The following is a 23,475-nucleotide window of genomic DNA, read 5'->3' as shown; positions in this document are numbered from 1 at the left end:
CTACAGGCTCCTACGTCTATACGCCAAAACTGTTTGCAAGTGTGCCCATCACCAAGCTCCAACCATCCACTAATACAAATAGCATTAGCTTAAATGGTAAAGATACAATCATTGGTGACAACATCATCATACCCATTGCCATCAAGATACTAGCAACCACTAAGTCAATAACCAAAAAAGGAATGAACAACATAAAGCCAATTTGAAAAGCGGTTTTCAGCTCAGACGTAATAAAGGCAGGAATAAGCACGTTGAAAGGAACTTCTTCTGGCGAGCCTACTTCCACTTTGGCAATTTTAACAAAGGTTTCCAAATCCGTTAGCCGGGTTTGCGCCAACATAAATTCTTTAAGTGGCTCTTTGGCTCTTTCGAAGGCCTGCATCGAAGTAAGGTCTTCACTCAAGTAAGGCTGTACAGCTTGAGTGTTCACTTCATCGATCACCGGCGACATAATGAAAAAGGTAAGGAATAAGGCAATACCGATAATCACTTGATTTGATGGGCTTTGTTGCAAGCCCATGGCTTGCCTTAAGATAGACATCACCACCACGATGCGGGTAAATGATGTCATCATAATCACTAATGCAGGCAAAAATGACAGCGCCGTCATCAAGGCCAAGACTTGCAAGGTAACCGAATACTCTTGCCCACCTTCAGGGTTGGTCGTCATGGTGATAGCCGGTAAAATACCTTCTTGAGCAAAACTTGGTGCCACAACACCAAGCAACAAACTTAGCAAAATAAACAGCTTACTTTTCATTTTTAGCCAACAACCCTTGTAACTGTTTAGTGAATGAAGCGCTCATTTTATTAGGTTTAGCAACAATCGGTTTATCCAACTTATCTAAAAGATTAATTGATTGAGCCGTGACGCCAATTAAGTATTGCTGTTCGCCAATCTCTACTACCATCACACGCTCTCGAGTGCCTAAGGCTAAGTTGATAACTACTTTAGATTGACCGCCAGCAAACTGGCTAAGCCGAGTTTTTTTGAGAACCCAAGCACAGACAAAAATAGTCACTAAGACTAAAGCCAAAGACATTACCCAGGAAAGCAATTCAACTTGGCTATTGGGAGGAGAAGTGGTTTCTTGTTCAGCTAAAGCTGGCAAACTGATGCCAGCTATAATGATTAATGCGAGGAATTGTTGCATTACTTGAGCTTTTTAATACGTTCAGTTTGGCTAATAACGTCGGTAAGGCGAATACCAAATTTATCGTTTACTACAACCACTTCACCGTGCGCAATCAATGTTCCATTAACCAGTACATCTAATGGTTCACCGGCAACCCTATCAAGCTCTACTACCGAACCCTGGTTAAGTTGTAACAAGTTGCGAATGCTAATATTACTGCGGCCTACTTCCATAGAGATGGTCACAGGAATATCCATAATAGAATCTAGCTTACGCTGTTCTTCTTCAGTAATAGGTTTCGATTCGTCGACAAAGTCTTCAAGCGGAGCTGGCTCAGCTTCGGCCATTGCTGCTGCCCACTCGTCAGCCATATCATCTTGATCACTCATACTTTTTCCTTATTTCTTACTCTTCGCCCGGAGCTGAACGGCGGCTGCTTACCACCATCTCGAGGTCACTTTTCACAGTGTCTGGACGCTTCAACTGAGTATCAATTTTCAGTGCCATTTTTTCGTTTTGTCTACCAAGTTTGACTCGGTAACTCGGTAAGTCTTCTACATATAACATAGCAGTTTCAGGCATCTCGACTGGTATAATGTCACCCGCCTTAAGATCCATTAACTGGCGCAGAGTAACGTCAGTTTCTAACAATTTGGTATGCAAACCTACTGGCACATCCATGATTTCATCACTCAGTGCAGAGCTCCAACGCTGATCGGTGTCTTGCTTATCACTTTGCACACCTGCGTCTAACAGCTCTCGAATCGGCTCTAACATTGAATACGGCATAGAGATGTGGAAATCGCCACCGCCTCCATCCAATTCAATATGAAATGAACTAACAACGATCACTTCCGTAGGGCTCACGATATTGGCCATGGCTGGGTTTACTTCTGAATCCAGGTAATCAAAGCCTACATCCATTACTGGTGCCCAAGCTTCTACATAGTCTTCAAAAATAATTTTAAGCAGCATTTGAATAATGCGGCGCTCGGTAGGTGTAAATTCGCGACCTTCAATTTTGGCGTGGTAGCGACCATCACCACCAAAGAAGTTCTCAACCAAAATAAACACTAAACGTGCTTCCATGGTCACCAAGGCCGTGCCTTTTAAAGGACGAAAACGAACCATGTTTAAACTGGTGGGAACAAAAAGCGTGTGAACATATTCGCCAAACTTAATCATTTGCACGCCGTTAATTGATACTTCCGCAGTGCGGCGCATCATATTAAACAGGCTAATTCGCATATGCCTAGCAAATCGCTCATTAACCAACTCAAGGGTTGGCATTCGTCCACGAACGATTCGATCTTGAGAAGAGAAATCAAACTCCACCACACTGCCAGACATTTCCGGCTCTATGATGTCCTCTTCTATATCATCAACACCATGTAAAAGCGCATCGATCTCGTCTTGGCTTAATAAATCGCTCACGTTGGTCCTTTATTGCATTACAAAGCCGGTGAATAGAATTTTTTCTACCACAACTTTACCGGTTATCTCTTTTAATGCTTTTTGTGTCTCAGTTAACGAATTCTCGCGAATTGTGTCTTTGCCTTCTTGAGTGGATAAGTCTTCTACAGTTGCAGAGCTAAATACACTTAATAAGGTCCCTTCGATTAATGGTATATGCAGCTTGGCAGCTTCTTCATTGGCTGTACCACGAACCAATAATTGTACTTTAATTTGTACTAAGCGATCTCGGTGGTCGCCCACAATATTAAATACAAATGGTCTTGGCATACCTACATATAAAGCAGTATGGGTGACAGAGGCGGTTGCTTCTTCTGCTGGCTCCGCGGCTGCTGGCGCTTCATCAGAGCCGCTGCCCATTAACAAAAAGCCAACCACACCACCAATCACCAATACGGCTACAATAGCGATGATGATAATCAGCTTCTTTTTACTACCACCTTCACCATCTTCTACTTTTAATTCTGATTCTTCAGCCATCTACGCTTCCATGAAATTATCGCTAAACTGCTTTTATTATTACATAGTTAAGAGGCGCTTCAATAGCACATCATAGAAATAAACTAGGCATAAAAGTCAATGCCATCACTGTTTGCTTGATTCGCCAGCAATGCGCTCATGTCTTGCTCAGCAACATCATCAACATGCTCTGCATTAGCAGATTGTCCGCCAGCCATTGCTTGCCCACCACCTTGTTGAGAGGCCTTACCTTGATTTTGTTGACTAACCTGATTTTGTCCCAATTCAATTCCTTGTTGCTGAAGCATCTCACGCAAGCGCGGCATAGTTTGTTCCAAAGCTTCACGCGCTTGAGGGTTTTGCACTTGAATTTGTACCGAGACTTGTTGGTCTTGATTCATTTGCAAGCGAATTTGCATGCTTCCTAGCTCGGCAGGGTCTAAACGAATTTCGGCCTTCTGCATACCTTGGCTTAACATATATTGCACCCGTTGATTCAACTCAGCTGGCGCTTGGTATTGCGCAGGGTTCAAACGTTCATTGAACTGCGTTGCCTTATCATTAACTTGATTAGCTTGCTGAGCTTGTTTTAAAGCAACCTCATTATTTCCCTGCTCTGTTCGAGCCACCACGTCTGCGCCCGAAGCGGCCCTAAAAATACTGTGATGCTCTTGAGGACGAGTTGCTTCAGCTTGATTAGCTAATACCTGCTGTTGGGGTTGTGATGACTGTTGATCTTGATGCTCGGCGCCACTTTCGCTGCCCGATTGCTGACTACTTGCCGCAGCAACACTCGCACTAGCGAGCTTTTCACTTTGCTGGGTAAAGTCTGCAGCGCTAACTTTACCATTAGCATTGGTATTTACGCTCTGCTGAACAACCACGCCCGCTTTAGGTTCGTCACTGACTTTATTTGATTGTTGAGCCGCAGCGGCTTCGCCACTAAGTTTAGCATTAAGCTCATTGGCCTTTGCTTCACCTTGGTCTACTTGAGATTTAGCCGCCGAATGATTAGCTTGAACTTCACCTTGTTGTTTTAGTCGATTTTGCTCCGCTAAAGATAAGGGCTTATCTGAAGTTTTGTCTTGGGTAGCATTTAGGGATTTATCAAGGTTGGCTTTTTCTGTACTGCTAGAAGCTAAGGCCTCCGATTCTTTAGCCTTAAGCGCTTTCTGCTCATCACTTAGATTATTAGTATTAACAGTTTTATCTAAGGGCGTTTTTTCATTAGCGCTTGAAGTTAAGCGCTCACCCTCTTTAGCACTTGAAGCTTTGTTGTGCTCACCCGTTACGGCTGGCGCACTTTCCTTTGCCACTCGCTCATTACTAGAATCAAGTTTTTGCTCTTTGCCTGTAGCTATTTTAGAGTCGGTCTGTTCTTGGGCAGGCTGCAATTTATTGGCTGTTTGCTCTTGGCTAGCAGTGGCTTTATCAAGCACTTCTGGCTTAGCAGAGTTCTGGCCTTCTACTGCGGCTTCTTTTGAGTGAGTTGCTTGAGCACTTTGTGCCCCTGCAATCGTTCCGCCATCTGCCTTAATTTGTTTAGCGGCATCTTTGCCATCACTTACTTGCTTGGCATCTTTAGCATCACTCGAAAGCGCTTTGGGGTCTTCTGCTTGGCTAGGCGGCAACTCTCTGCCGCTTTGCTGTGTCTGGTTTACCAGTGTTTGCTTATCGGCCGCGGGCTTTTCGTCGCTAGCTGCTGCCTTAACATCTTTTAGGGTTGATTCACTATCAGCAAGCGACTGTTTTTCCTGATTTTTACTAACAGCTTCAGCATCAAGGGGGTCGCCCTCACTAGACTCTTCACCAGTAGAGGCGTCGGTATTACCAGAGGGTTTACTACTATCAACCAGCTCTGTATCAATAGCTTTTATAGCTTCACCTTGGTTTTTCTCGATACCATCGGCCGCTTGTTTAGCACTATCCAATTGCTTTAATAAATCGCTAGGGCTTTGAGCCTTATCAGCTTTAGCTTCATCACTTGATTTGCTTGTCGAGCCAGAAAGCTGCTGTTCAACCGCTTGCTTTACTGGGCTATCGGCTTTGGGAAGGTTCTCTAACTCTTTGACTAATTTAGCAAAGTCGTCGCCTTGCTCTGAGGGACTAAGCGCGGCACTTCCTAGTGAAGAAAACTGTTTGGCGTTGGCTGTATCGGTTAACAGTAATTCCATATATTTGCTTACCCTTGCGATAAAAATATTTGTTGCGCGGCTGACTTCTTAAAGACGCGCTAGCATTATCTAAAAATCAAAGCATTAAACGTGCCGATTAGCTCGCTTGACCTCGAAGATGTGCATATAGCGCATATTCATCTAATAGCTTTTGCTCTTCACGTGCTTGCTTATGCTGTTTTTGTTTAACTTGTTTATCAATCAGCAATTCCATAGCTTTGCGTTTAGCTTGCAAATCAAGCCATTGCTTGCGCTTTAACAACACGTTCTTTTTCACCTGCTCAATGCTTTTCCCTTGCTGAACACTGGCTTGTTCTAGCTTTTGAATAAACAGTTGATATTGATGAAAACTGTCCGCATAAAAACCGTCTACACCTTTGGCTAAAGCTTGTTCAAGGTAGGAGCGTCGGTAGTCTTCGAGGTGGGCAAGTTGTGCTTCAAATTCACTAAGCTGCTGCTGCGCTTCACCCATTTCTCGGGCAGCGTCTTGCTCTTGTTCTTGCAAACGCTCCACCATTAAATATAAAGCTCGCCTTGCCATGCCCAACTCCTACTACTAAATCGACGTAGCTTATAATGGGCCTTGCGCATTGATGTTAGCCATTTGCATGGTGCGTTCCATCCGCGTCAGACTTTCGTCATAAGCTACTACTTCTTTCATCTCTTGCTGCAAGAACTGATCCATGTGTGGTTTCATCGCGATGGCTAAATCGATGCGTTTATCGGCGCCACGTTGGTAGGCACCAATAGCAATAAGATCTTGGTTTTGTTGGTAAGAAGCGTTTAGCGATTTGAGCTGGCGAGCCAATTGCTGATGTCCTTCACTGGTAACCGCTGGCATTACCCGGCTGATTGATTTTTCGATATCTACTGCAGGGTAATGGCCAGAGTCGGCTAACTCTCGCGACAATACAATATGGCCATCAAGAATGGCTCGAGCCGCATCAGCAATCGGATCCTGCAAATCATCACCTTCGGTTAGTACAGTGAAAAAGGCAGTGATAGAGCCTTGCCCTTCTCCGCCATTACCCGCGCGTTCTACCAAACGAGGTAGCTTAGCAAATACTGATGGCGGATAACCTTTAGTCGCTGGCGGCTCACCAATTGCCAAGGCAATTTCACGCTGGGCTTGTGCGTAACGGGTTAACGAGTCCATCAACAATAGTACATTTAAGCCTTGATCGCGGAAGTACTCGGCAATGGTTAAAGTAGTATCACAGCCCTTTAAACGCATAAGGGGTGAAGCATCAGCAGGTGCTGCCACTACAACCGCTCGCTGGCGGCCTTCTTCCCCTAAGATATCATCAATAAATTCTTTTACTTCTCGGCCACGTTCACCAATTAAACCAACAACCACGACATCAGCAGTGGTTCCTCGAGTCATCATGCCCATGAGTACACTTTTACCCACGCCTGAGCCGGCAAATAAGCCCATTCGCTGCCCCTGCCCTACGGTGAGTACCGAGTTGATTGAACGAACTCCAACGTCCAGAGGCTGTTTAATTGGCTTTCTAGCCATTGGGTTTAAACGCGCAGAGCTAAGATTGGTGGTTTGCTTGCAATTAATTTCTCCCAAGCCATCAAGCGGCTTGCCTACGCCGTCAATTACGCGGCCCAGTAATTCCATGCCTACTGGGATCCCGTGGTGTTCATGCATTGGGATAACCCGAGCACCAGGCAGCACACCGGTAAGTTGTTCACTAGGCATAAGGAAAAGTTTGTCGCCAGAAAAACCCACCACTTCGGCTTCTAAGAAACCGTCAAGCGTTTCAACTGAACAAAGCGATCCTACTGGTGCACGGCAGCCAACAGCTTCTAAGGTAAGGCCAACCACCCGAGTCAACTTGCCCGCCACGGTTGGCGCGTTGCGAACATGCTCGGTGTTATAAGCTTTAAGTCGTTGGCTCAGCGTCATCGTCTTGACCATTTTGGCGAATAAAAGACTGTAGGCTTTGTTTAATTACTTCGTTCATTTCTACTGATACCGAAGAAAGATCGTTTTCGATTAAACAGTCACCTTGGGTTAAGCTGCCATCGGCCAGGAGTTGCCAGTTTTTCTTTGCTTGGGTTTCTGGGGGAAACACCGCTTGAATCACCGCCATGTCTTCTGGATGGAGGTGAATGCGAATATGTTGCTTTTGCAATGGCAACGCAGCAACTGCTTGCTTAACGGTTTTGGCAATAATGTTAGGGTTAGTCACTAATTCTACTTGAACGATTTCTGCAGCAAGTTTAGTGGCTAGCTCTACTACCTGTTGCTCAACCTCTTCATCTATTTGTTTATTCGGCTGATGAAGCTGATCAATAAGTCCTTCCCAGCGACTACTTAATTGATCAATTTGTTGCTGCCCCTCGCTTAAGCCTTGGCTTAGCCCTTCTTGATGACCTTGTGCCTTACCCTGTTCCAAGCCTTCTTCGTGACCGGTTAGTAAACCTTCTTGGTGACCCTCGGCTTTACCTTCGGCTTTGCCTTCTTCATAAGCTGACTGTCGAAGCGCTTCAAGCTCTTCAATGGTCATTGGCTCGAATTGGATTTCCGGTTCTTCTTCAACCGGCTCTTCACTAAACCACGCTGGCTTCATATTAAATACGTTGCTCGTGGGTTCTTCTTCTACATGGTGAGGGTCGGTGAATTCGGGAAGAGGCCAGGCTATATCGTCTTCTGGCTCAGAGGGAGCTTGCTGGTTGTTTGGCTGTTCAGGCGAGACACTTTGCTGCGCTGCAGCATCGGCTATCATTGCGTCAATAGCAGCTTGTTCATCGCTCACATCATCGCTTGCTTGTTCTGCAGCAGGCGCTTCACCAGCTGAAGAAGCTTCATTCTGCTCTAACAGCGCTGCTATCTCGTCTTCATCCATCATTTCGCTGGACGTTTCAAGTGGAGCGCTTTGCGCTAGCTCTTCGCTCTGTTGAGCTGCAACAGTCGCTTCACCAGCTGGTGAAGCATCATTTTGCTCTAACAGCGCGGCTATCTCGTCTTCGTCCATCATCTCGCTGGACGTTTCAAGTGGAGCGCTTTGCGCTAGCTCTTCGCTCTGTTGTTCTGGCGTTTTATCTTGCTCGCTCATGTTTATAAGAACTCATCTCCACCGCCGCCGCCAATCATAATTTCACCGGCTTCAGAGAGGCGTCGAGCAATCGACAAGATTTCTTTCTGGGCAGTTTCAACTTCGCTAACTTTAATTGGACCCATGGCTTCAAGATCGTCTCTAAGCATTTCTGCAGCACGTTTAGACATGTTATTGAAGATCTTATCTTTGAGTGCGTCATCGGCACCTTTAAGCGCTTTTTGCAGCAACTCACCTGGTACATCACGCAGCAAGGTTTGAATACCACGGTCGTCGATATCCACCAAGTTTTCGAATACGAACATAAGGTCTTGAATTTGCTGCGCCATCTCTTCGTCGCTCTCGCGAATAGAGTCCATCAACATACCTTCCATATTGGTATCTAGGAAGTTCATGATGTTTGCTGCAGCTTTCAGGCCGCCCATCTTGGCAGCTTGCGCACCGGCTTGACCAGCGAACTGTTTCTCCATGATTTCGTTCAATTCGGTTAGTGCCGCTGGTTGAACTTCTTCTAGGTTAGCAATACGCATCATTAGGTCGAGGCGAACTTTATCGGCAAACTGCGACATAATCTCGGCAGATTGCTCTGCTTCTAGGTACGACAAAACAATGGTTTGAATTTGCGGGTGTTCGTTTTGAATGATGTTGGCCACCTGGCGAGCATCCATCCATTTCAAGGAATCAAGACCTTTAGCGCCGCTGCCCATGATGATTTGGTCAACCAAGCTAGATGCGCGGTCTTCACCTAAGGCTGCGGTTAAGGCGTTACGTACGAAGTCTTGACTACCAATACCAATGTTGGTGTATTTTTGAATGTCATCGATAAACAAGCGATGAACCGCCACCACGCGTTCGTGAGAAAAATCTTCTAGGGATGCCATTGCCATACCTAAGCGCTGAACCTGCTTAGGCTCAAGGTGGCGGAAAATGGTAGCGGCATCGTCTTCATTGAGGCTCAGCATCAAAATGGCTGCGCGCTCAATACCACTCATATCACCGAGGACTTCCTCTGGATTTACTTCATCTTCATTTGGCATCGTTAATTACCCAATCTTTAATCACCATCGCGGCTAGGTCTGGCTCATTAGCTACTAGCGCACGTACCGCTTTTAGCATGTCTTCATCTTTGTGTAAGTCTGGCAGTTTAAGTTGTCCATCGCGAATACCAAAGTCTACTTCGGTATTATCTGCCGAGATAAGCTGTAAATCATCGTCATTTTCGTAGGCCGCTAATGCTGCATCTAAGTCAGTTTCGGCCTGCTCGTCTTCTTCTCCGCTAGATAGAATACGATTCAGCATTGGGCGAACCACAGCAACAATCAATACAATTAATACTAGTACGCTGCCCGCCATTCGCATGGCTCGCCAGAACCAAGCTTGCTCCCAAACTGGCAAATCAGCTTCGGTGAATATTTCAGGGCGAGAAAACGGCACGCTTACTACTTCTAAGGCATCACCTCGGCTTAGGTTAAAACCTACACCACCTTGCAACAAACGACGAATGCTAGCGATTTGTTCTGCAGAACGTGGTTCGCGGGTAGTTTCGCCAGTGTCAGAAACTTGACTGTTGTAATCCAACGCCACCGATACACTCAAGCGTCTTAGGGTTCCCACTTGAGAACGGGTATGGCTGATAGTGGTATCCAACTCGTAGTTGCGAGTAGACTCTTTATGGCTGCTACCAGATTGAACTTGGTTATTGGCGGCACCGGCTTGCTCGGGAATTTCTGCTGGCAGCGGCGGTTGATTGGTTAGCGCGCCTGGGATGCCAATGGCACCAGCGCCAACGTTGTTGTCTTCAATGGTGTATTCACTGCGCACTGCTGGTAAATCTGGGTTAAAGCGTTTTTGCGTTTGTTCAACAGCTGTGAAATCAAGGGTTACATCTACTTCTGCCGTGTAATTTCCCACACCCACAATAGGGATCATGATGGCGTCAATTTTGTCTTTATATTCTTCTTCGCGCTTTCGCTCCATCTCAAACTCTTTGCGCGTGCGTGAAGACAGCGGATCTTGGCTACCTGAATTTAATAAACGGCCATTTTGATCTGTTACCGTAACGCGAGTAGGCACTAATCCCTGAACGGCTGAGGCAACAATATCAACGATAGAATCGATTTCTTCCTGCTTAAGACCGTTACCGCCACGTAGGTTAACCACTACGGTTGCAGAAGGTTTTTGCTCACGACGAGCAAATACATTGCTTTTAGGAATAGCCAGTAGTACTTGCGCTTTATTCACCGACTTCATTTGTTCGATTGCTGTGGCTAGCTGGCGCTCGCGGCTTAGTTTTAGTCGCTCGCCTTCTAAGCGTTGGCTCACACCAAAGCCCATATCATTTAATAGAATATGTTCACCGGCAGGTGCGGCTTCGGTTAGTCCTGATCGTCGTAGTTTGAGTTTAATATCTTGATATTGCTCGGCATTCACTAATACGGTGTTGCCTTCAATAACATAAGAGATTTTTTGCGCGTCTAAGAAGTCGAGGGTCTCAACCAACTCGCTAGTATTCATGTTACCCAGCGGACGCATCTCTGGCTCTTTGGCCCACATCAATAGGAATACAGCCATTGCCAAACAAATGGCTAAAGCCAAAATCATGATGATTTGACGCAATACATCGCCATTGCTTAAAAACGATAAGGCAGAGCTTTGCTGCTCGGTAGCCTCTAGGCTATCACCTTCGCTATCGGAACCTAGTAGTGCCGGTTCTTGACTCATTGCGTTACTTCCTTCGCTAGCCACAGTATTCTCCTAGCCACATTAAACCGGCATGGACATAATTTCTTTATAAGCATCAACTAGCTTATTTCTTACTTGAACCGTTGCATCAAAGGCGATGCTCGATTTTTGCGCGGCAATCATTACATCACCAATGCCCACTGTGCGGTCGCCTAAATCAAAGCGGGTTCGCAAGTCATTGGCATTGGATTGCAAGCCATTTACATTATTTATTGCGTCTTTTAGCAGGTTACCAAAATCGCTGTTTACCGAAGAGGTAGTTAACTGGCTGCTTGGTGCAGCAATGTCATTGGCGATGCCGCCTGTTTTCATTTCACCAGCCATTGATTGCAGTTCGCTAAATAGGTTTGCCGAATCTACTCTCATGATTTCCCTCTACCGCCAGATAAATGGCATTATTCTTAAGATATACAGGGAAAAGCAAAAGCCGCGCCAAGATTAATTAACGACTAATCGAAGGTTCTCTTTTGTAGATGTTTTAGGCAGGTAATTCTTCACAAAATCAGCTTCTGGCTGAGGTCTCGCAAAGAAATAGCCTTGCGCTTGTTCGCAGCCTAATACCGAAGCAAGGTTGGCTTGAACTTGGGTTTCAATGCCCTCGATGAGTACTTGATACTTCATACTGCGGGCGATCATCACCATGGCTTTAACGATATGTTGATCAGATAAATTCTCTTCTAAGCCACTTACAAAGGCGCGGTCAATTTTAAGCACGGTTACCGGCAAATGCTTAAGGTAGGCCATTGATGAATAACCGGTACCAAAGTCGTCAATGGCAATGCCAAAGCCTGCATCACGCATTCGCTGAATACTGGCTTTTGCTTCGGTGGGCTGCTCCATCATCGCTGATTCGGTAATTTCAATACAGATACGCTGCGGGTTTACCTGCCACTGCTTGGCATAGTTAATCGCAATCTTTTCTGCATGACCCAGTGATACCGTAGCAGCAGAAAAGTTAACCGATAACTTAAAGCCTTCGGGTAGTTGGCTAGAGAAACGCGCCATAAAGCGCATCGCGTTTTGAAATACCCACTTGTCTAACTGCAATACCAAGCCGGTTTCTTCGGCCACTGGTACAAATTCATCGGGCGAAATCGCACCATCGTCGGTAAACCAACGCAACAGAACTTCTGCTCCAATCACCTTGTTGGTTTTTAAACAGTATTGCGGCTGAAAGAACAAATCTAATTCGTTATTGCCAATAGCGCGTCGCAGCTTTGATTCTAGAGTAAGTTTAACCAAGCCTGCTTGGCTTAAATCAGGCCGGTAACGACACACGCTGACACCGGTTTTCACTGCGTGATTTAGTGCGGTAAAGGTATTCGCCAATAAGGTATCGCTATGTAAAGCTTCGCGTCTTGGATGATAGCTGCAGTAACCCACATGACAGCGAGTAAGCAATTGAAGTTGTTCTAAACGCAACCAACCGCGACAGCTTTGAACAATTTGCTTAGCGATTTCTATCACTTCTTTGTCTTTATTTATATTTGGCACAACCACCACAAAGTAGTGGTGATACCAATAAGCGAGCTGCGCTTCAGGGTAATGCTTGCGTAGGCTTTTTTGTACACGCTTAGCATAGGCTTCTTTAGTCACTTCGCCCAAGCGCTGACCAAAGTTTTCAAACACTTCATTTTGTCTTGGGAAGTCAAACATCAACACCGATAACGGGGTGGCATCGTCTAACCAATTAGTAAGCAAACGGGTTATGTGTCGACGATTAGGCAGGCTGGTTACTTCATCATGGTTTTTCCAATAATCAAGTTGCTCACGCAACTGCAGTGTCTTGTTATTGGCCTTTTTAAGATGCTGCCTTACTAGTACAAAGGCTGATGCCGCTATCGACAGCAACAACAATACACCTAACAGCCACCAGTAAGAAAACTGCCCTGCTTGGGCGCTATTAGCGGCGTAAGCCTGCCAGCGTCGATAAGTTTGTTCACTGTAATCGGCCTCAAAGGATAAAATGCCGCGGTTCATTAAATCGACCAAGGGCTGCCAATCTTCACGAATAGCAAAACGGTGCAACATGCCATGTTCAAGTTGAAAAGCTTGCTGTAAGCGCCACTGAGGGTGTGCGCGTAAGTTAGCGGCCACTTCATCGCTACCAGCAAGCAAAGCAACACTTTGCTGCTCTACAACCGATAGCAGCGCATCTAACAAGTTTGCATAAACGATGACTTTCACGTCTGGGTATTTACTTAACAAGGCTTCATGAGCACTGCTACCTGCAACAGCCGCGACGTTTTTGCCAGCCAACTGATTCATATTAGCAATTCGAGCGTTCTCTAGCGGATGGAAAAGTGCTAAGGGTTGAACCCAAGTGGTTAAGGTGTAATTGACAAAAGGGCTAAGGCGACGGTGCGAACTAGCACTACTAAGCATGTCTACTTGGCCATGTTGTAAGGCCAAGATTGCTTCGGAAATATTGGGATAAGCAGTGTATTTAAGTTTAAGGCGAGTTTGAAAAGCCAATTGGTTTAACGCTTCTACAGCATAACCTTGAGGCGAGCCTGCCTGATCAAGCGTCTCCAGAGGTAAACGGTCCGCCACTACGGCAACCCTGATTTCTGGATTATCTTCGAGCCATTGATATTCACTCGCATTGACTATATAGGCGTTCACGCCTAACGACCAACAACAACCTACCACTAGCAACGTTAAGAATCTAACGAGGCACAACCGCAAACTATTTAGCTCCTAAAAAAACCTTTGACCTGGTATCCGTTGCACCAAGTTCATAGTCGTCACAGCATACCAAAAACCTAAGAAAAATAGTTGACCTGAGTGCAATTTAATTCACGAAAACCTAGTTTAATAAGCTGTTGAGTCACAATTTTCAGTAAAGTAGGCAAAACCATATATTGAGCTAGCTCAATTTTGCCCAATCAATGACTGATATTGCTCACTCCAAAGCAGTGCTTGTAGGTTTAACTGCTCTACTTGGGTGTAGTCCATGCGCAGCTGTTCGGCTAAACGCTCGGTTTTATACCAGTGCCCTTCCTCATAAGATTTTATGGTTAGTAGCATGGCTCTAAGCATCGAGGGCTGCTCTGAACATAAGGCATCGCGAATGTCTTGATCGAGCGGCAGACTGTATAAAACGTCGCTTAAAGGCTTATCTAAAATGGCATCAAGCAAGGAAAACAATCCACATAAAAACGCGGTTTCCTGCATACTTGGTGATTTACGCATTGCCACTAATTCACAAAATCTAGCCCGGTGCACCGACAGGCGCACCAGCTCCCGCGGCTTGTGGCTTACGGTCATGGCATTGGCTAGTAAGGCGACTAGCTTTCGCAACTGATTATTACCAATGTAAACGACCGCTTGTTTGATTGAAGCGATATCTTCAACAATTGGTAAACTTCCTGAGTTAACAAAACGCAGTAGCTTGTAGGTTAGGCCGGTGTCTCGCTCAAAATAGCGCACCACTTCATTGATGTTTACGTCTTCTCGAGTAGCAGCATAAAACAGGCGAGATATCATCAGATAACTAGCATCAATGTCTTTTGTCACCTGCATTTCAGGCTGACAAAAATAATAGCCCTGAAAGAAGTTAAACCCTAGTTCTTTAGCTTGTTGGTATTCCGCTTGCGTTTCAACCTTTTCAGCCAATAACTTAATGTTTTTGCGTGACTTAATAGCACTAAACAGCGGTTCTAGTTGATCAAACGGCGTACGCTGTATATCTACTTTAATTAGCCGAACAAACTTTAAATATGGTTCCCACTCTGGACGGTAGACAAAGTCGTCAAAAGCCAGCCGATAGCCTCGATGAAACAAAGACTGACAGCGCTTATAGAGCTTTTCACTGGGCTTTACGTCTTCCAAAATCTCTATCACCACTTGCTTATTTGGCAGTAGCTTTATCATTTCAGAATGAAGGCTTTCTTCGGGGAAATTAATTAAGGCAGGTTTGCCTTGGGTGATCGCATTCAAACCGTCATTTAGCTGAGTACGAATAATCAGCTTGGAGGTTGCTTCGTGTGGATCAACGTCGGGAAAGACATTATCAGGTCCATCCCGAAAAAGTAGCTCGTAGGCTACTACCCGCTGCCGGCGATCGAGGATCGCCTGCCGCGCAGTATAAACATTCATAGTCCAGTTACCGTTTCTGCCGTACTTTATGATGTGGCTTTTTGCCTTTATATTAATAAGCTCAAACTATCTGCTTGAGCCAAAGTACAGACGTAAAAAAAGAGTCACAAAAGTGACTCTTTTAAGACTAACTAAGTTATCAACACATTTCGATAGTTTTATTCGCTAAGTTGCTGCAAGCGCTCAAAATAATCAGGAAATGTTTTAGAAGTACACTTTGGATCGTTAATTGTTACGGGTGTATCGCTTAAGGCAACCAAAGAAAAACACATCGCCATACGGTGATCGTCGTAGGTATCAATCGCCGCGTGATTCAAGCTTGCAGGCGGAGTCACTTCAATAAAGTCGTGCCCTTCAGTTACTGTTGCGCCCACTTTTTTAAGCTCGGTGGCCATTGCTGCTAGTCGATCGGTTTCTTTTACTCGCCAGTTATATACATTACGAATGGCAGTAGTACCTTTGGCAAACAATGCAGTTGTAGCAATAGTCATCGCAGCATCAGGAATATGGTTCATGTCCATATCTACTGCGCTTAGCTCTCCGCTGCGAGCGATAATGTAGTCATCGCCCCACTCTATCTCAGCGCCCATTGCAGCTAATACGTCGGCAAACAATACATCGCCCTGCATAGACTTTTTGCCTACACCGGTAACTTTTACTTCACCACCTTTAATGGCGCCAGCAGCAAGGAAGTAAGAAGCCGAAGAGGCATCACCTTCAACTAAAAACTCACCAGCGCCTTGATAAGTTTGCTGGCCTTTAACGATGAAGCGTTGGTAGTTATCGTTTTCAACTTCCACACCGAAAGCGGCCATCATTTTAAGGGTAATATCGATATAGGGTTTTGATACCAGCTCACCCACAATACTAATTTCGGTATCTTGTTGGGCATAAGGTGCAGCCATTAAAAACGCCGTTAAGAACTGGCTAGATACTGAACCGTCGATATCTACCTTTCCGCCAGCTAAGCCAGTGCCTTTAATACTTAAAGGAGGATAGTTTTCATTCTTCAAATAAGTAACATCGGCTCCCACTTGGCGCAGCGCATCAACCAAGGCGCCAATTGGGCGCTCTTCCATACGAGGCTCACCAGTTAGAGTAAACTCACCTTGGCTTAAACATAATGCCGCACACAAAGGGCGCATTGCTGTACCAGCATTACCTAAAAACAGCTCTTCGGCTTGAGCAACTTCAAAAGCTCGACCTAAACCTGTAACCGTGCAACGGCTGCGGTCCTCAGAAAGCTGGTAGCTAACACCAAGCTTTTTAAGTGCATTTAACATGTGTCGAATGTCGTCGCTATCTAGCAGATTGCTTAATACGGTCTCGCCTTCAGCCAGTGCTGCTAATAACAATGCGCGATTTGATACGCTTTTTGAGCCAGGTAAATTAATTTCACCGTTAATACGAGAAATAGGCTGTAAAGTTAATTGTTCCATGAATCGAAATCTCTACTTAATTTGAGCCAATTAGCTGGCTTAAAGCATTAATAAAAGTTTGGTTTTCTTGTTCGGTACCGATGCTTACACGCAGATAGCCAGGCATTTGATAGGGGCCCACCGGCCTAACTATCACGCCTTTGTGCAATAGCTGCTGATAAAGTTCTTGAGCATCGCCGCTTGGCGCTAAAAAGCTAATAAAGTTCCCTTTAGAAGGAATATAGCTAATACCGTTTTGATTAAAGAACTCGCTTAATAAGCTTAAGCCTTGCTGATTTAAGGCAACGCTTTGCTCTAAGTACTGTTCATCTTTTAGCGCTGCTGCTGCTGCCACTAAGCTAAGGCTATTCACATTAAACGGTTGACGCAAACGATTAAGCAAATCGGCGATTTGTGGATTTGAGATAGCGTAACCCACTCGCAAACCCGCCAAACCATAAGCCTTTGAAAAGGTGCGAGTAATCACTAAGTTACTAAACTCGCTCAACCAGCTTGTAGAAGGCGCTTGCTCCTGCTCGGGTAAGTACTCGTAATAAGCCTCATCCAATACCACCACCACGTTTTCTGGCACCTTTTGCATGAAGCTATAGAGCGCTTCGCTGCTTAAAAAGGTACCGGTAGGGTTGTTAGGGTTAGCAATAAATACCAAGCGGGTTTTATTAGTAATCGCAGCGGCCATGGCATCTAAATCGTGCCCCCAGTCTTTAGCGGGCACAACCACCGCTTTTGCGCCAATAGCTTGCGTCACAATAGGGTAAACAACAAATGCATGTTGCGAGAACACCACTTCGTGCTCGCTACTCACGAATATGCGAGCAATCAAATCCAGAACATCATTCGAGCCATTACCCAAAGTGAATTGCTCGGCGGCCAAGTCATATTTGTCTGCCAACGCTTGCTTTAAGTAAAAGCCGTTTGAATCAGGGTAGCGGGTTAGTTCACCCGTGGCTTTTTCTATGGCCGCCAAAGCCAGTGGGCTCATGCCCAACGGGTTTTCATTAGAAGCAAGCTTAACGATGTTGCTTATGCCTAACTCGCGCTCTAGCTCGTCGGTTGGCTTACCAGCTTGATAAGGATGTAAACCTTGGATGCCTTGGTTAGCCAAAGCATGGAAATCACAAGTCATGAATGCTCCTTAACGATTGCGCTGAGCGAAGTCTGCCATAAAATCAACCAAAGCTTGTACGCCTTCGATAGGCATCGCGTTGTAGATGCTAGCACGCATACCGCCAACAATTCGGTGCCCTTTTAAGGTTACCAAGCCGGCTGCCGCTGATTCAGCTAAAAAGGCTGCATCCAGTTCACTATTCGCTAACTGGAAAGGCACGTTCATTTTAGAGCGATTCTCGCTGGCTACATTGTTTTGGTAAAAGTCGCTGCTATCAATATATGAGTAAAGCAACTCGGCTTTGGCTGTATTCTTTTCAGCCATAGCACTTAAACCACCTTGCTGCTTAAGCCATTTAAATACTAAACCCGCTAAATACCATGAATAAGTAGGCGGTGTATTAAACATTGAATCACTACCCGCTAATAAGCTGTAGTTAAAGATGTTAGGCGTTAGTGGGTGTGCGTTATCCAGCAAATCGTCACGAACAATAGCAATGGCTAAACCAGAAGGACCAATGTTTTTCTGAGCACCAGCGTAAATTAGACCAAACTTGCTCACATCTATAGGCTGCGACAAAATCGTAGAAGAGAAGTCGCCGACTAATACCATGTCTCCCACATCAGGGATTTCATCAATGGCAATGCCTTCAATGGTCTCATTCGGGCAATAGTGAACATAGGCCGCGTCTTTATCAAGTTGCCACTGGTTACTTGGCTTAACGCTGATTTGGCCATCAGCATTGGTGCTTAGCGCATCAAATACCTGGGCTTGAGCGTGCTTCTCGCCTTCTGCTACCGCGCCTTTCGACCACTGGCCAGTAGTAATAAAGCTAATCGACTTTTTATTGCCAAGCAGATTTAAAGGTGCAGCAGCAAATTGGCCACGCCCGCCACCTTGGCAAAACAGCACTTTGTAATTATCAGGAATGTTTAATAAATCGCGAAGATCTTGCTCGGCTTCAGCAGCCATAGCGATATATTCTTTACCGCGGTGACTCACTTCCATCACCGACACGCCTAAACCTTGCCAGTTACAAAACTCGGTTTGCGCCTGCTTCATCACCGCTTCAGGTAACATCGCAGGACCTGCACAAAAGTTATAGATTTTGTCCATGCTAAATCTCTTACTCTATGTTGTGTTCGACCACTTAAGTGGTTCGTATTTTCTTTTTAAACTAAAACGAGCGGCTAAAAGCCGCCCGTTGTTATTACATTTGTAGCTTATTGCTGATCGGGCTCTGCTTCACCAGCATCGTCTGCACTTGGTGCATCCTCGCTCGGCGTGGCTTCACTCGCTTCGGCGCTTTGTTCGCCTTCAGCTAGTTCTTCAAACTCGTCTTCTTCAATTTCATCGATTCGCTGTAAGCCAACCACTTTTTCATCTTCAGAAGTACGAATCAAGGTAACACCTTGAGTATTACGCCCAACTAGAGAAACTTCGTTAACTCGGGTACGCACCAAGGTGCCGCCGTTGGTAATTAACATCATCTCTTGAGCTTCGGTGACTTGAACCGCACCAACCACTAGGCCGTTACGCTCACTCACCTTAATAGAAACCACACCTTTAGTCGCGCGGCTCTTAGCTGGGTACTCATCAAGCTTGGTACGTTTACCGTAGCCATTTTCGGTAGCGGTAAGAATATCACCGTCACCAGTTGGCACAATCAACGATACTACTTTCTGGCCGGCATCAAGTGAAATACCTCGAACACCAGCAGCGGTACGACCCATTGGGCGCAATGCCAATAGTTCTTCACCAGTTTCTGGGTCAAGCTTCACGGCGCCGGTTTCGCTATCGCGCTGTTTCTCGTTAAAGCGAACCACTTTACCCGCATCTGAGAACAGCATGATTTCGTTATTACCGTCGGTAATATCAACACCAATCAGCTTGTCATCATCGTTCAGGTTAATCGCACGAATACCGCTAGATAGCGGACGTTTAAACGCAGTTAGCGGGGTTTTCTTAACGGTACCATTAGCCGTAGCAAACAAGATGAACTTGTCTTCTTCGTACTCACGTACTGGCAAAATAGCGGTAATACGCTCATCGTCGGTTAACGGCAGTAAGTTAACAATTGGCTTACCACGCGCTTGGCGGCTGGCTAGCGGCAACTGGTACACTTTCATCCAGTAAACCTTACCCACCGTTGAGAAACACAACACTGTATCGTGAGTATTGGCCACTAGCAGTTTCTCAATGAAGTCTTCATTCTTCATCTTAGTTGCAGCTTTACCTTTACCACCACGACGCTGAGATTCGTACTCGGTTAGCGGTTGGTACTTAACGTAGCCTTCGTGAGATAGGGTTACTACCACGTCTTCTTCGTTAATTAAATCTTCTAGAGAAATATCAGCACTGTTCGCTGAGATCTCGGTGCGACGCTCATCACCAAACTGCTCGCGCACTTCTACAAGTTCGTCACGAATCACTTCCATCAAACGATCTGGATTGTTTAAGATGAAGAGCAACTCAGCGATAAGATCCAATAGGTCTTTATATTCGCCAATGATTTTTTCGTGTTCTAGACCGGTTAACTTGTGTAAACGTAAATCTAGAATTGCTTGAGCTTGGATTGGCGTAATGAAGTACTGGCCATCGCGAATACCAAACTCAGCTTCTAACCAATCTGGGCGCGCAGCATCGTCGCCAGAGCGCTCTAGCATGGCAGCTACAGCACCTAAATCCCAACCTTTAGCAACCAATGCAGCTTTTGCTTCGGCAGGCGTTGGAGAGGTTTTGATTAGTTCGATGATTTCATCGATGTTGGCTAGTGCAATGGCTAAGCCTTCAAGGATGTGGGCACGGTCGCGCGCTTTACGTAATTCAAATACGGTGCGGCGTGTTACCACTTCACGGCGGTGACGAATGAAACACTCAATCATCTCCTGCAGGTTGAATATCTTAGGCTGGCCGTTATCTAGAGCCACCATATTCATACCAAAAGACACCTGCATTTGCGTTTGAGAGTACAAGTTGTTCAATACAACTTCGCCCACAGCATCACGCTTAAGTTCTACAACAATACGCATACCGTCTTTATCAGACTCATCGCGCAGTGCTGAAATACCTTCAAGCTTCTTATCTTTAACTAACTCAGCCATCTTCTCGATAAGGCGAGCCTTGTTCACTTGATATGGGATCTCGTGAACAATAATGGTTTCTTTACCGTTTTTATCGGTAACCACTTCGGCTTTAGCACGAATAGAAACTTTACCGCGACCGGTGCGGTAAGCCTGAATCACACCAGCACGGCCGTTAATAATACCGGCGGTAGGGAAATCAGGGGCAGGAATGAATTCCATCAGCTCATCAATAGTGATGTCTGGGTTTTCAATCATTGCCAAACAACCATTAACCACTTCGGTTAAGTTGTGTGGCGGAATGTTGGTTGCCATACCTACAGCAATACCAGAAGAACCGTTTACCAATAAGTTGGGTACGCGGGTTGGTAATACTTCAGGAATTTGTTCGGTGCCATCATAGTTGGGCACAAAATCTACGGTTTCTTTATCTAAATCAGCCAGCAATGAGTGGGCTAATTTATCCATACGAATTTCGGTATAACGCATGGCCGCCGCAGAATCGCCGTCCACTGAACCAAAGTTACCTTGACCGTCTACCAACATGTAACGCAGCGAAAACGGCTGCGCCATGCGAACAATTGTATCGTAAACAGCGCTATCACCGTGTGGGTGATATTTACCAATTACGTCACCTACCACACGGGCAGATTTTTTGTACGGTTTGTTCCAGTCGTTGCCCAATACGTTCATTGCGAATAGCACTCGGCGATGCACTGGTTTTAAACCATCACGTACATCTGGCAAAGCACGGCCCACAATAACGCTCATGGCATAATCAAGGTATGAGCTCTTTAACTCATCCTCGATATTGACTGGCGTAATCTCTTTTGCAAGATCGCTCATAGACGACAAAATCCTTCGTTTTTATTGCTTTTTACTATTACTAAGCGTAATCGCAAACTTTACCATAAAATAACCGCCTTAACAGGCTTGATGTCGCTCTTTTCAGTTAGAAAAATGAAAAAACTCAAGAATTGAACAAAAGCTAGTGACTGCAATGAACAAGTTCTTATAATGCCTACAAATACTGATGTGGATTGACAACTTTATGGAACACCCTCAAAGCAACGAAAATGTTGACCATCAAGAAATTGCTCATTTTGCAGGCTTAGCCTCACGATGGTGGGATAAACAAGGGGAATTCAAAACCCTACACCAAATCAATCCACTGCGTTTAGACTACATTGAGCGTGGCGCAGCAGGTTTATTTGGCAAGAAAGTACTCGATGTAGGCTGTGGTGGCGGTATTCTAGCCGAGAGCATGGCAGTTCGCGGTGCCGATGTAACCGCTATAGATATGGGCAAAGAACAAATTGAAGTGGCCAAGCTACATGCTTTAGAAACCGGTAGCCAACTTAATTACTTGCAAACCACGGCAGAAGCACACGCAGAAACTCATCAAGCTCACTACGATGTGGTGACTTGCATGGAGATGATAGAGCACGTACCCGATCCTGGCTCAGTGATTGCAGCATGTGCCAGCATGGTTAAACCAGGTGGGAAAATATTTGTATCTACGATTAATAGGACCCCCAAAGCCTACCTTTATATGATTTTGGCAGCAGAAAAGTTACTGAAGATTGTGCCTGACGGTACTCATCAGCATGACAAGTTCATTCGCCCTTCTGAGCTACTAGCTTGGGCCGATCAAAGCAACTTACGCAGCGAAGCCATTAGCGGTGTGCAATTTACCCCTATTATTGAAAGCTTTCGTTTAAGCAAAAACGTAGATGTTAATTACATGGTGCAATTAGCTAAGCCGGAGCAATAATGAATAAACAAGCTGCAGTACTGTTCGACCTTGATGGTACCTTACTTGATACAGCTCCAGATCTAGGCGCAGCTGCTAACTATGTGCTAGATCAACACCAACAAGCACAGCTCAGCTTAGCTCAAGCACGCCAGCTTAGTTCTCACGGTGCAATTGGTTTGTTAAAGGCTGGCTTTGGCAGCCTTTGGGAACAACAGCCCCAAGCTGAATTACGCCAACAATTACTTGACTACTATGAGCAAAACATTTGCCACGGCACCGATTTTTTTCCCGGTATTAAGCAATCATTACAATGGCTTAACCAAAACAAAATCCCTTGGGGAGTGATTACCAATAAGCCCGAAGGCTTAAGTAAGCAGTTACTTCGCTTCTTTCCCGAATTTGAACAGTCTGGCGTATTGGTTGGTGGAGATACCTTGCCACTGCGTAAGCCTGATCCCGCCCCCATGCTACTGGCTTGCCAGACCATAAAGGTTGAACCTGAAAACTGCCTATATGTAGGCGATGCTGAACGTGATATTCAAGCAGGTAATAATACCAATATGACCACTTTGCTCGCCCTATGGGGTTATCTTTCTGAGGAAGACAAGGTTGATCAATGGGCGGCAGATTTACACTGCCAAAAAAGTGAACACCTCGAACAAACAATAAGCGACTGGCTGGGCGATTTGTAAGCAAGTTCAAGTTTTATAAAAATAAATTTTTTCAGTAAAAATTTATGAAAAAAAACTTGCATTAATGCAAGCTTAGTCAGCTTATATAGATAGCTAGTTAGTAAGCACTAACATAGCTGAGTTATTTGCAAGTTATACACAATATCTTCAAGTTTGCCAAGACTTGCGAAAAAGCCAAAACCTCATTATCTTGTATCCATAAAATTTGAAAACACTATATCTAGTGGCTAAGGAAAAATAGCAG

20 protein-coding genes are annotated in these 23,475 nt (G+C 45.3%); 2 read left to right on the top strand and 18 right to left on the bottom strand.

Annotation, left to right across the window (positions count from 1 at the left end):
* Positions 1 to 16: 16 nt before the first annotated feature.
* The 18 genes from fliP to gyrA form a co-directional block, all read right to left on the bottom strand.
* On the bottom strand, positions 17 to 760 hold the full coding sequence (fliP, locus tag G6R11_RS03685) for a flagellar type III secretion system pore protein FliP (RefSeq protein WP_163131566.1): 744 nt from the start codon (positions 758 to 760) through the stop codon (positions 17 to 19).
* The gene (gene fliO / locus G6R11_RS03680; protein WP_163131564.1) at positions 750 to 1,154 is read right to left on the bottom strand and encodes a flagellar biosynthetic protein FliO; all 405 of its coding nucleotides are present in this window, start codon (positions 1,152 to 1,154) and stop codon (positions 750 to 752) included. Before fliO ends, fliP begins: the two co-directional genes overlap by 11 nt.
* The gene (gene fliN, locus G6R11_RS03675; protein ID WP_016401707.1) at positions 1,154 to 1,525 is read right to left on the bottom strand and encodes a flagellar motor switch protein FliN; all 372 of its coding nucleotides are present in this window, start codon (positions 1,523 to 1,525) and stop codon (positions 1,154 to 1,156) included. The genes fliO and fliN overlap by 1 nt, the downstream gene beginning before the upstream one ends.
* A gap of 16 nt (positions 1,526 to 1,541) precedes the next feature.
* Positions 1,542 to 2,570, bottom strand: coding sequence for a flagellar motor switch protein FliM (fliM, locus tag G6R11_RS03670; protein ID WP_163131563.1), 1,029 nt, complete (start codon positions 2,568 to 2,570; stop codon positions 1,542 to 1,544).
* Positions 2,571 to 2,579: 9 nt separating this feature from the next.
* Entirely contained in the window at positions 2,580 to 3,089 is a 510-nt protein-coding gene (gene fliL / locus G6R11_RS03665) for a flagellar basal body-associated protein FliL (protein WP_163131561.1), read from the bottom strand.
* A gap of 83 nt (positions 3,090 to 3,172) precedes the next feature.
* Positions 3,173 to 5,242, bottom strand: coding sequence for a flagellar hook-length control protein FliK (locus tag G6R11_RS03660; protein ID WP_163131559.1), 2,070 nt, complete (start codon positions 5,240 to 5,242; stop codon positions 3,173 to 3,175).
* A gap of 97 nt (positions 5,243 to 5,339) precedes the next feature.
* Positions 5,340 to 5,783, bottom strand: coding sequence for a flagellar export protein FliJ (gene fliJ / locus G6R11_RS03655; protein ID WP_163131557.1), 444 nt, complete (start codon positions 5,781 to 5,783; stop codon positions 5,340 to 5,342).
* Positions 5,784 to 5,813: 30 nt separating this feature from the next.
* A complete protein-coding gene (fliI, locus tag G6R11_RS03650; protein WP_163131555.1) occupies positions 5,814 to 7,157 on the bottom strand; it encodes a flagellar protein export ATPase FliI in 1,344 nt (447 codons plus the stop codon).
* Complete coding sequence (fliH, locus tag G6R11_RS03645) at positions 7,135 to 8,310, bottom strand: flagellar assembly protein FliH (RefSeq protein ID WP_163131553.1); 1,176 nt, start codon at positions 8,308 to 8,310, stop codon at positions 7,135 to 7,137. The genes fliI and fliH overlap by 23 nt, the downstream gene beginning before the upstream one ends.
* Before the next feature lie 2 nt (positions 8,311 to 8,312).
* A complete protein-coding gene (gene fliG / locus G6R11_RS03640; RefSeq protein ID WP_163131551.1) occupies positions 8,313 to 9,347 on the bottom strand; it encodes a flagellar motor switch protein FliG in 1,035 nt (344 codons plus the stop codon).
* Positions 9,337 to 11,031: a flagellar basal-body MS-ring/collar protein FliF gene (gene fliF, locus G6R11_RS03635; protein ID WP_163131549.1), complete on the bottom strand. Its 1,695-nt coding sequence runs from the start codon at positions 11,029 to 11,031 to the stop codon at positions 9,337 to 9,339. Before fliF ends, fliG begins: the two co-directional genes overlap by 11 nt.
* 42 nt (positions 11,032 to 11,073) lie before the next feature.
* A complete protein-coding gene (gene fliE / locus G6R11_RS03630; RefSeq protein WP_163131547.1) occupies positions 11,074 to 11,418 on the bottom strand; it encodes a flagellar hook-basal body complex protein FliE in 345 nt (114 codons plus the stop codon).
* 72 nt (positions 11,419 to 11,490) lie between these two features.
* The gene (locus tag G6R11_RS03625; protein WP_163131545.1) at positions 11,491 to 13,677 is read right to left on the bottom strand and encodes an EAL domain-containing protein; all 2,187 of its coding nucleotides are present in this window, start codon (positions 13,675 to 13,677) and stop codon (positions 11,491 to 11,493) included.
* A gap of 249 nt (positions 13,678 to 13,926) precedes the next feature.
* A complete protein-coding gene (locus tag G6R11_RS03620; RefSeq protein WP_163131543.1) occupies positions 13,927 to 15,153 on the bottom strand; it encodes an EAL and HDOD domain-containing protein in 1,227 nt (408 codons plus the stop codon).
* A gap of 158 nt (positions 15,154 to 15,311) precedes the next feature.
* Complete coding sequence (gene aroA, locus G6R11_RS03615) at positions 15,312 to 16,592, bottom strand: 3-phosphoshikimate 1-carboxyvinyltransferase (RefSeq protein ID WP_163131541.1); 1,281 nt, start codon at positions 16,590 to 16,592, stop codon at positions 15,312 to 15,314.
* A 16-nt stretch (positions 16,593 to 16,608) separates the two neighbouring features.
* A complete protein-coding gene (gene hisC / locus G6R11_RS03610; protein ID WP_163131539.1) occupies positions 16,609 to 17,718 on the bottom strand; it encodes a histidinol-phosphate transaminase in 1,110 nt (369 codons plus the stop codon).
* Between the two features lie 9 nt (positions 17,719 to 17,727).
* The gene (gene serC, locus G6R11_RS03605) at positions 17,728 to 18,816 is read right to left on the bottom strand and encodes a 3-phosphoserine/phosphohydroxythreonine transaminase (RefSeq protein ID WP_163131537.1); all 1,089 of its coding nucleotides are present in this window, start codon (positions 18,814 to 18,816) and stop codon (positions 17,728 to 17,730) included.
* Positions 18,817 to 18,923: 107 nt separating this feature from the next.
* Positions 18,924 to 21,629, bottom strand: coding sequence for a DNA topoisomerase (ATP-hydrolyzing) subunit A (gyrA, locus tag G6R11_RS03600; RefSeq protein ID WP_163131535.1), 2,706 nt, complete (start codon positions 21,627 to 21,629; stop codon positions 18,924 to 18,926).
* Between the two features lie 205 nt (positions 21,630 to 21,834).
* On the opposite strand from gyrA, the gene ubiG reads away from it, so the two are divergent.
* Both ubiG and G6R11_RS03590 read left to right on the top strand, forming a co-directional pair.
* Positions 21,835 to 22,557, top strand: a complete 723-nt coding sequence (gene ubiG / locus G6R11_RS03595; protein ID WP_163131533.1) for a bifunctional 2-polyprenyl-6-hydroxyphenol methylase/3-demethylubiquinol 3-O-methyltransferase UbiG — start codon at positions 21,835 to 21,837, stop codon at positions 22,555 to 22,557.
* A complete protein-coding gene (locus G6R11_RS03590; protein WP_163131531.1) occupies positions 22,557 to 23,231 on the top strand; it encodes an HAD family hydrolase in 675 nt (224 codons plus the stop codon). The genes ubiG and G6R11_RS03590 overlap by 1 nt, the downstream gene beginning before the upstream one ends.
* Positions 23,232 to 23,475 lie beyond the last annotated feature (244 nt).

The organism is Agarivorans sp. Alg241-V36 (genome assembly GCF_900537085.1).
Lineage (GTDB): Bacteria > Pseudomonadota > Gammaproteobacteria > Enterobacterales > Celerinatantimonadaceae > Agarivorans.
Note: the sequence above shows the minus strand (reverse complement) of the source record. Positions and strands in the feature narration are given on the sequence as shown.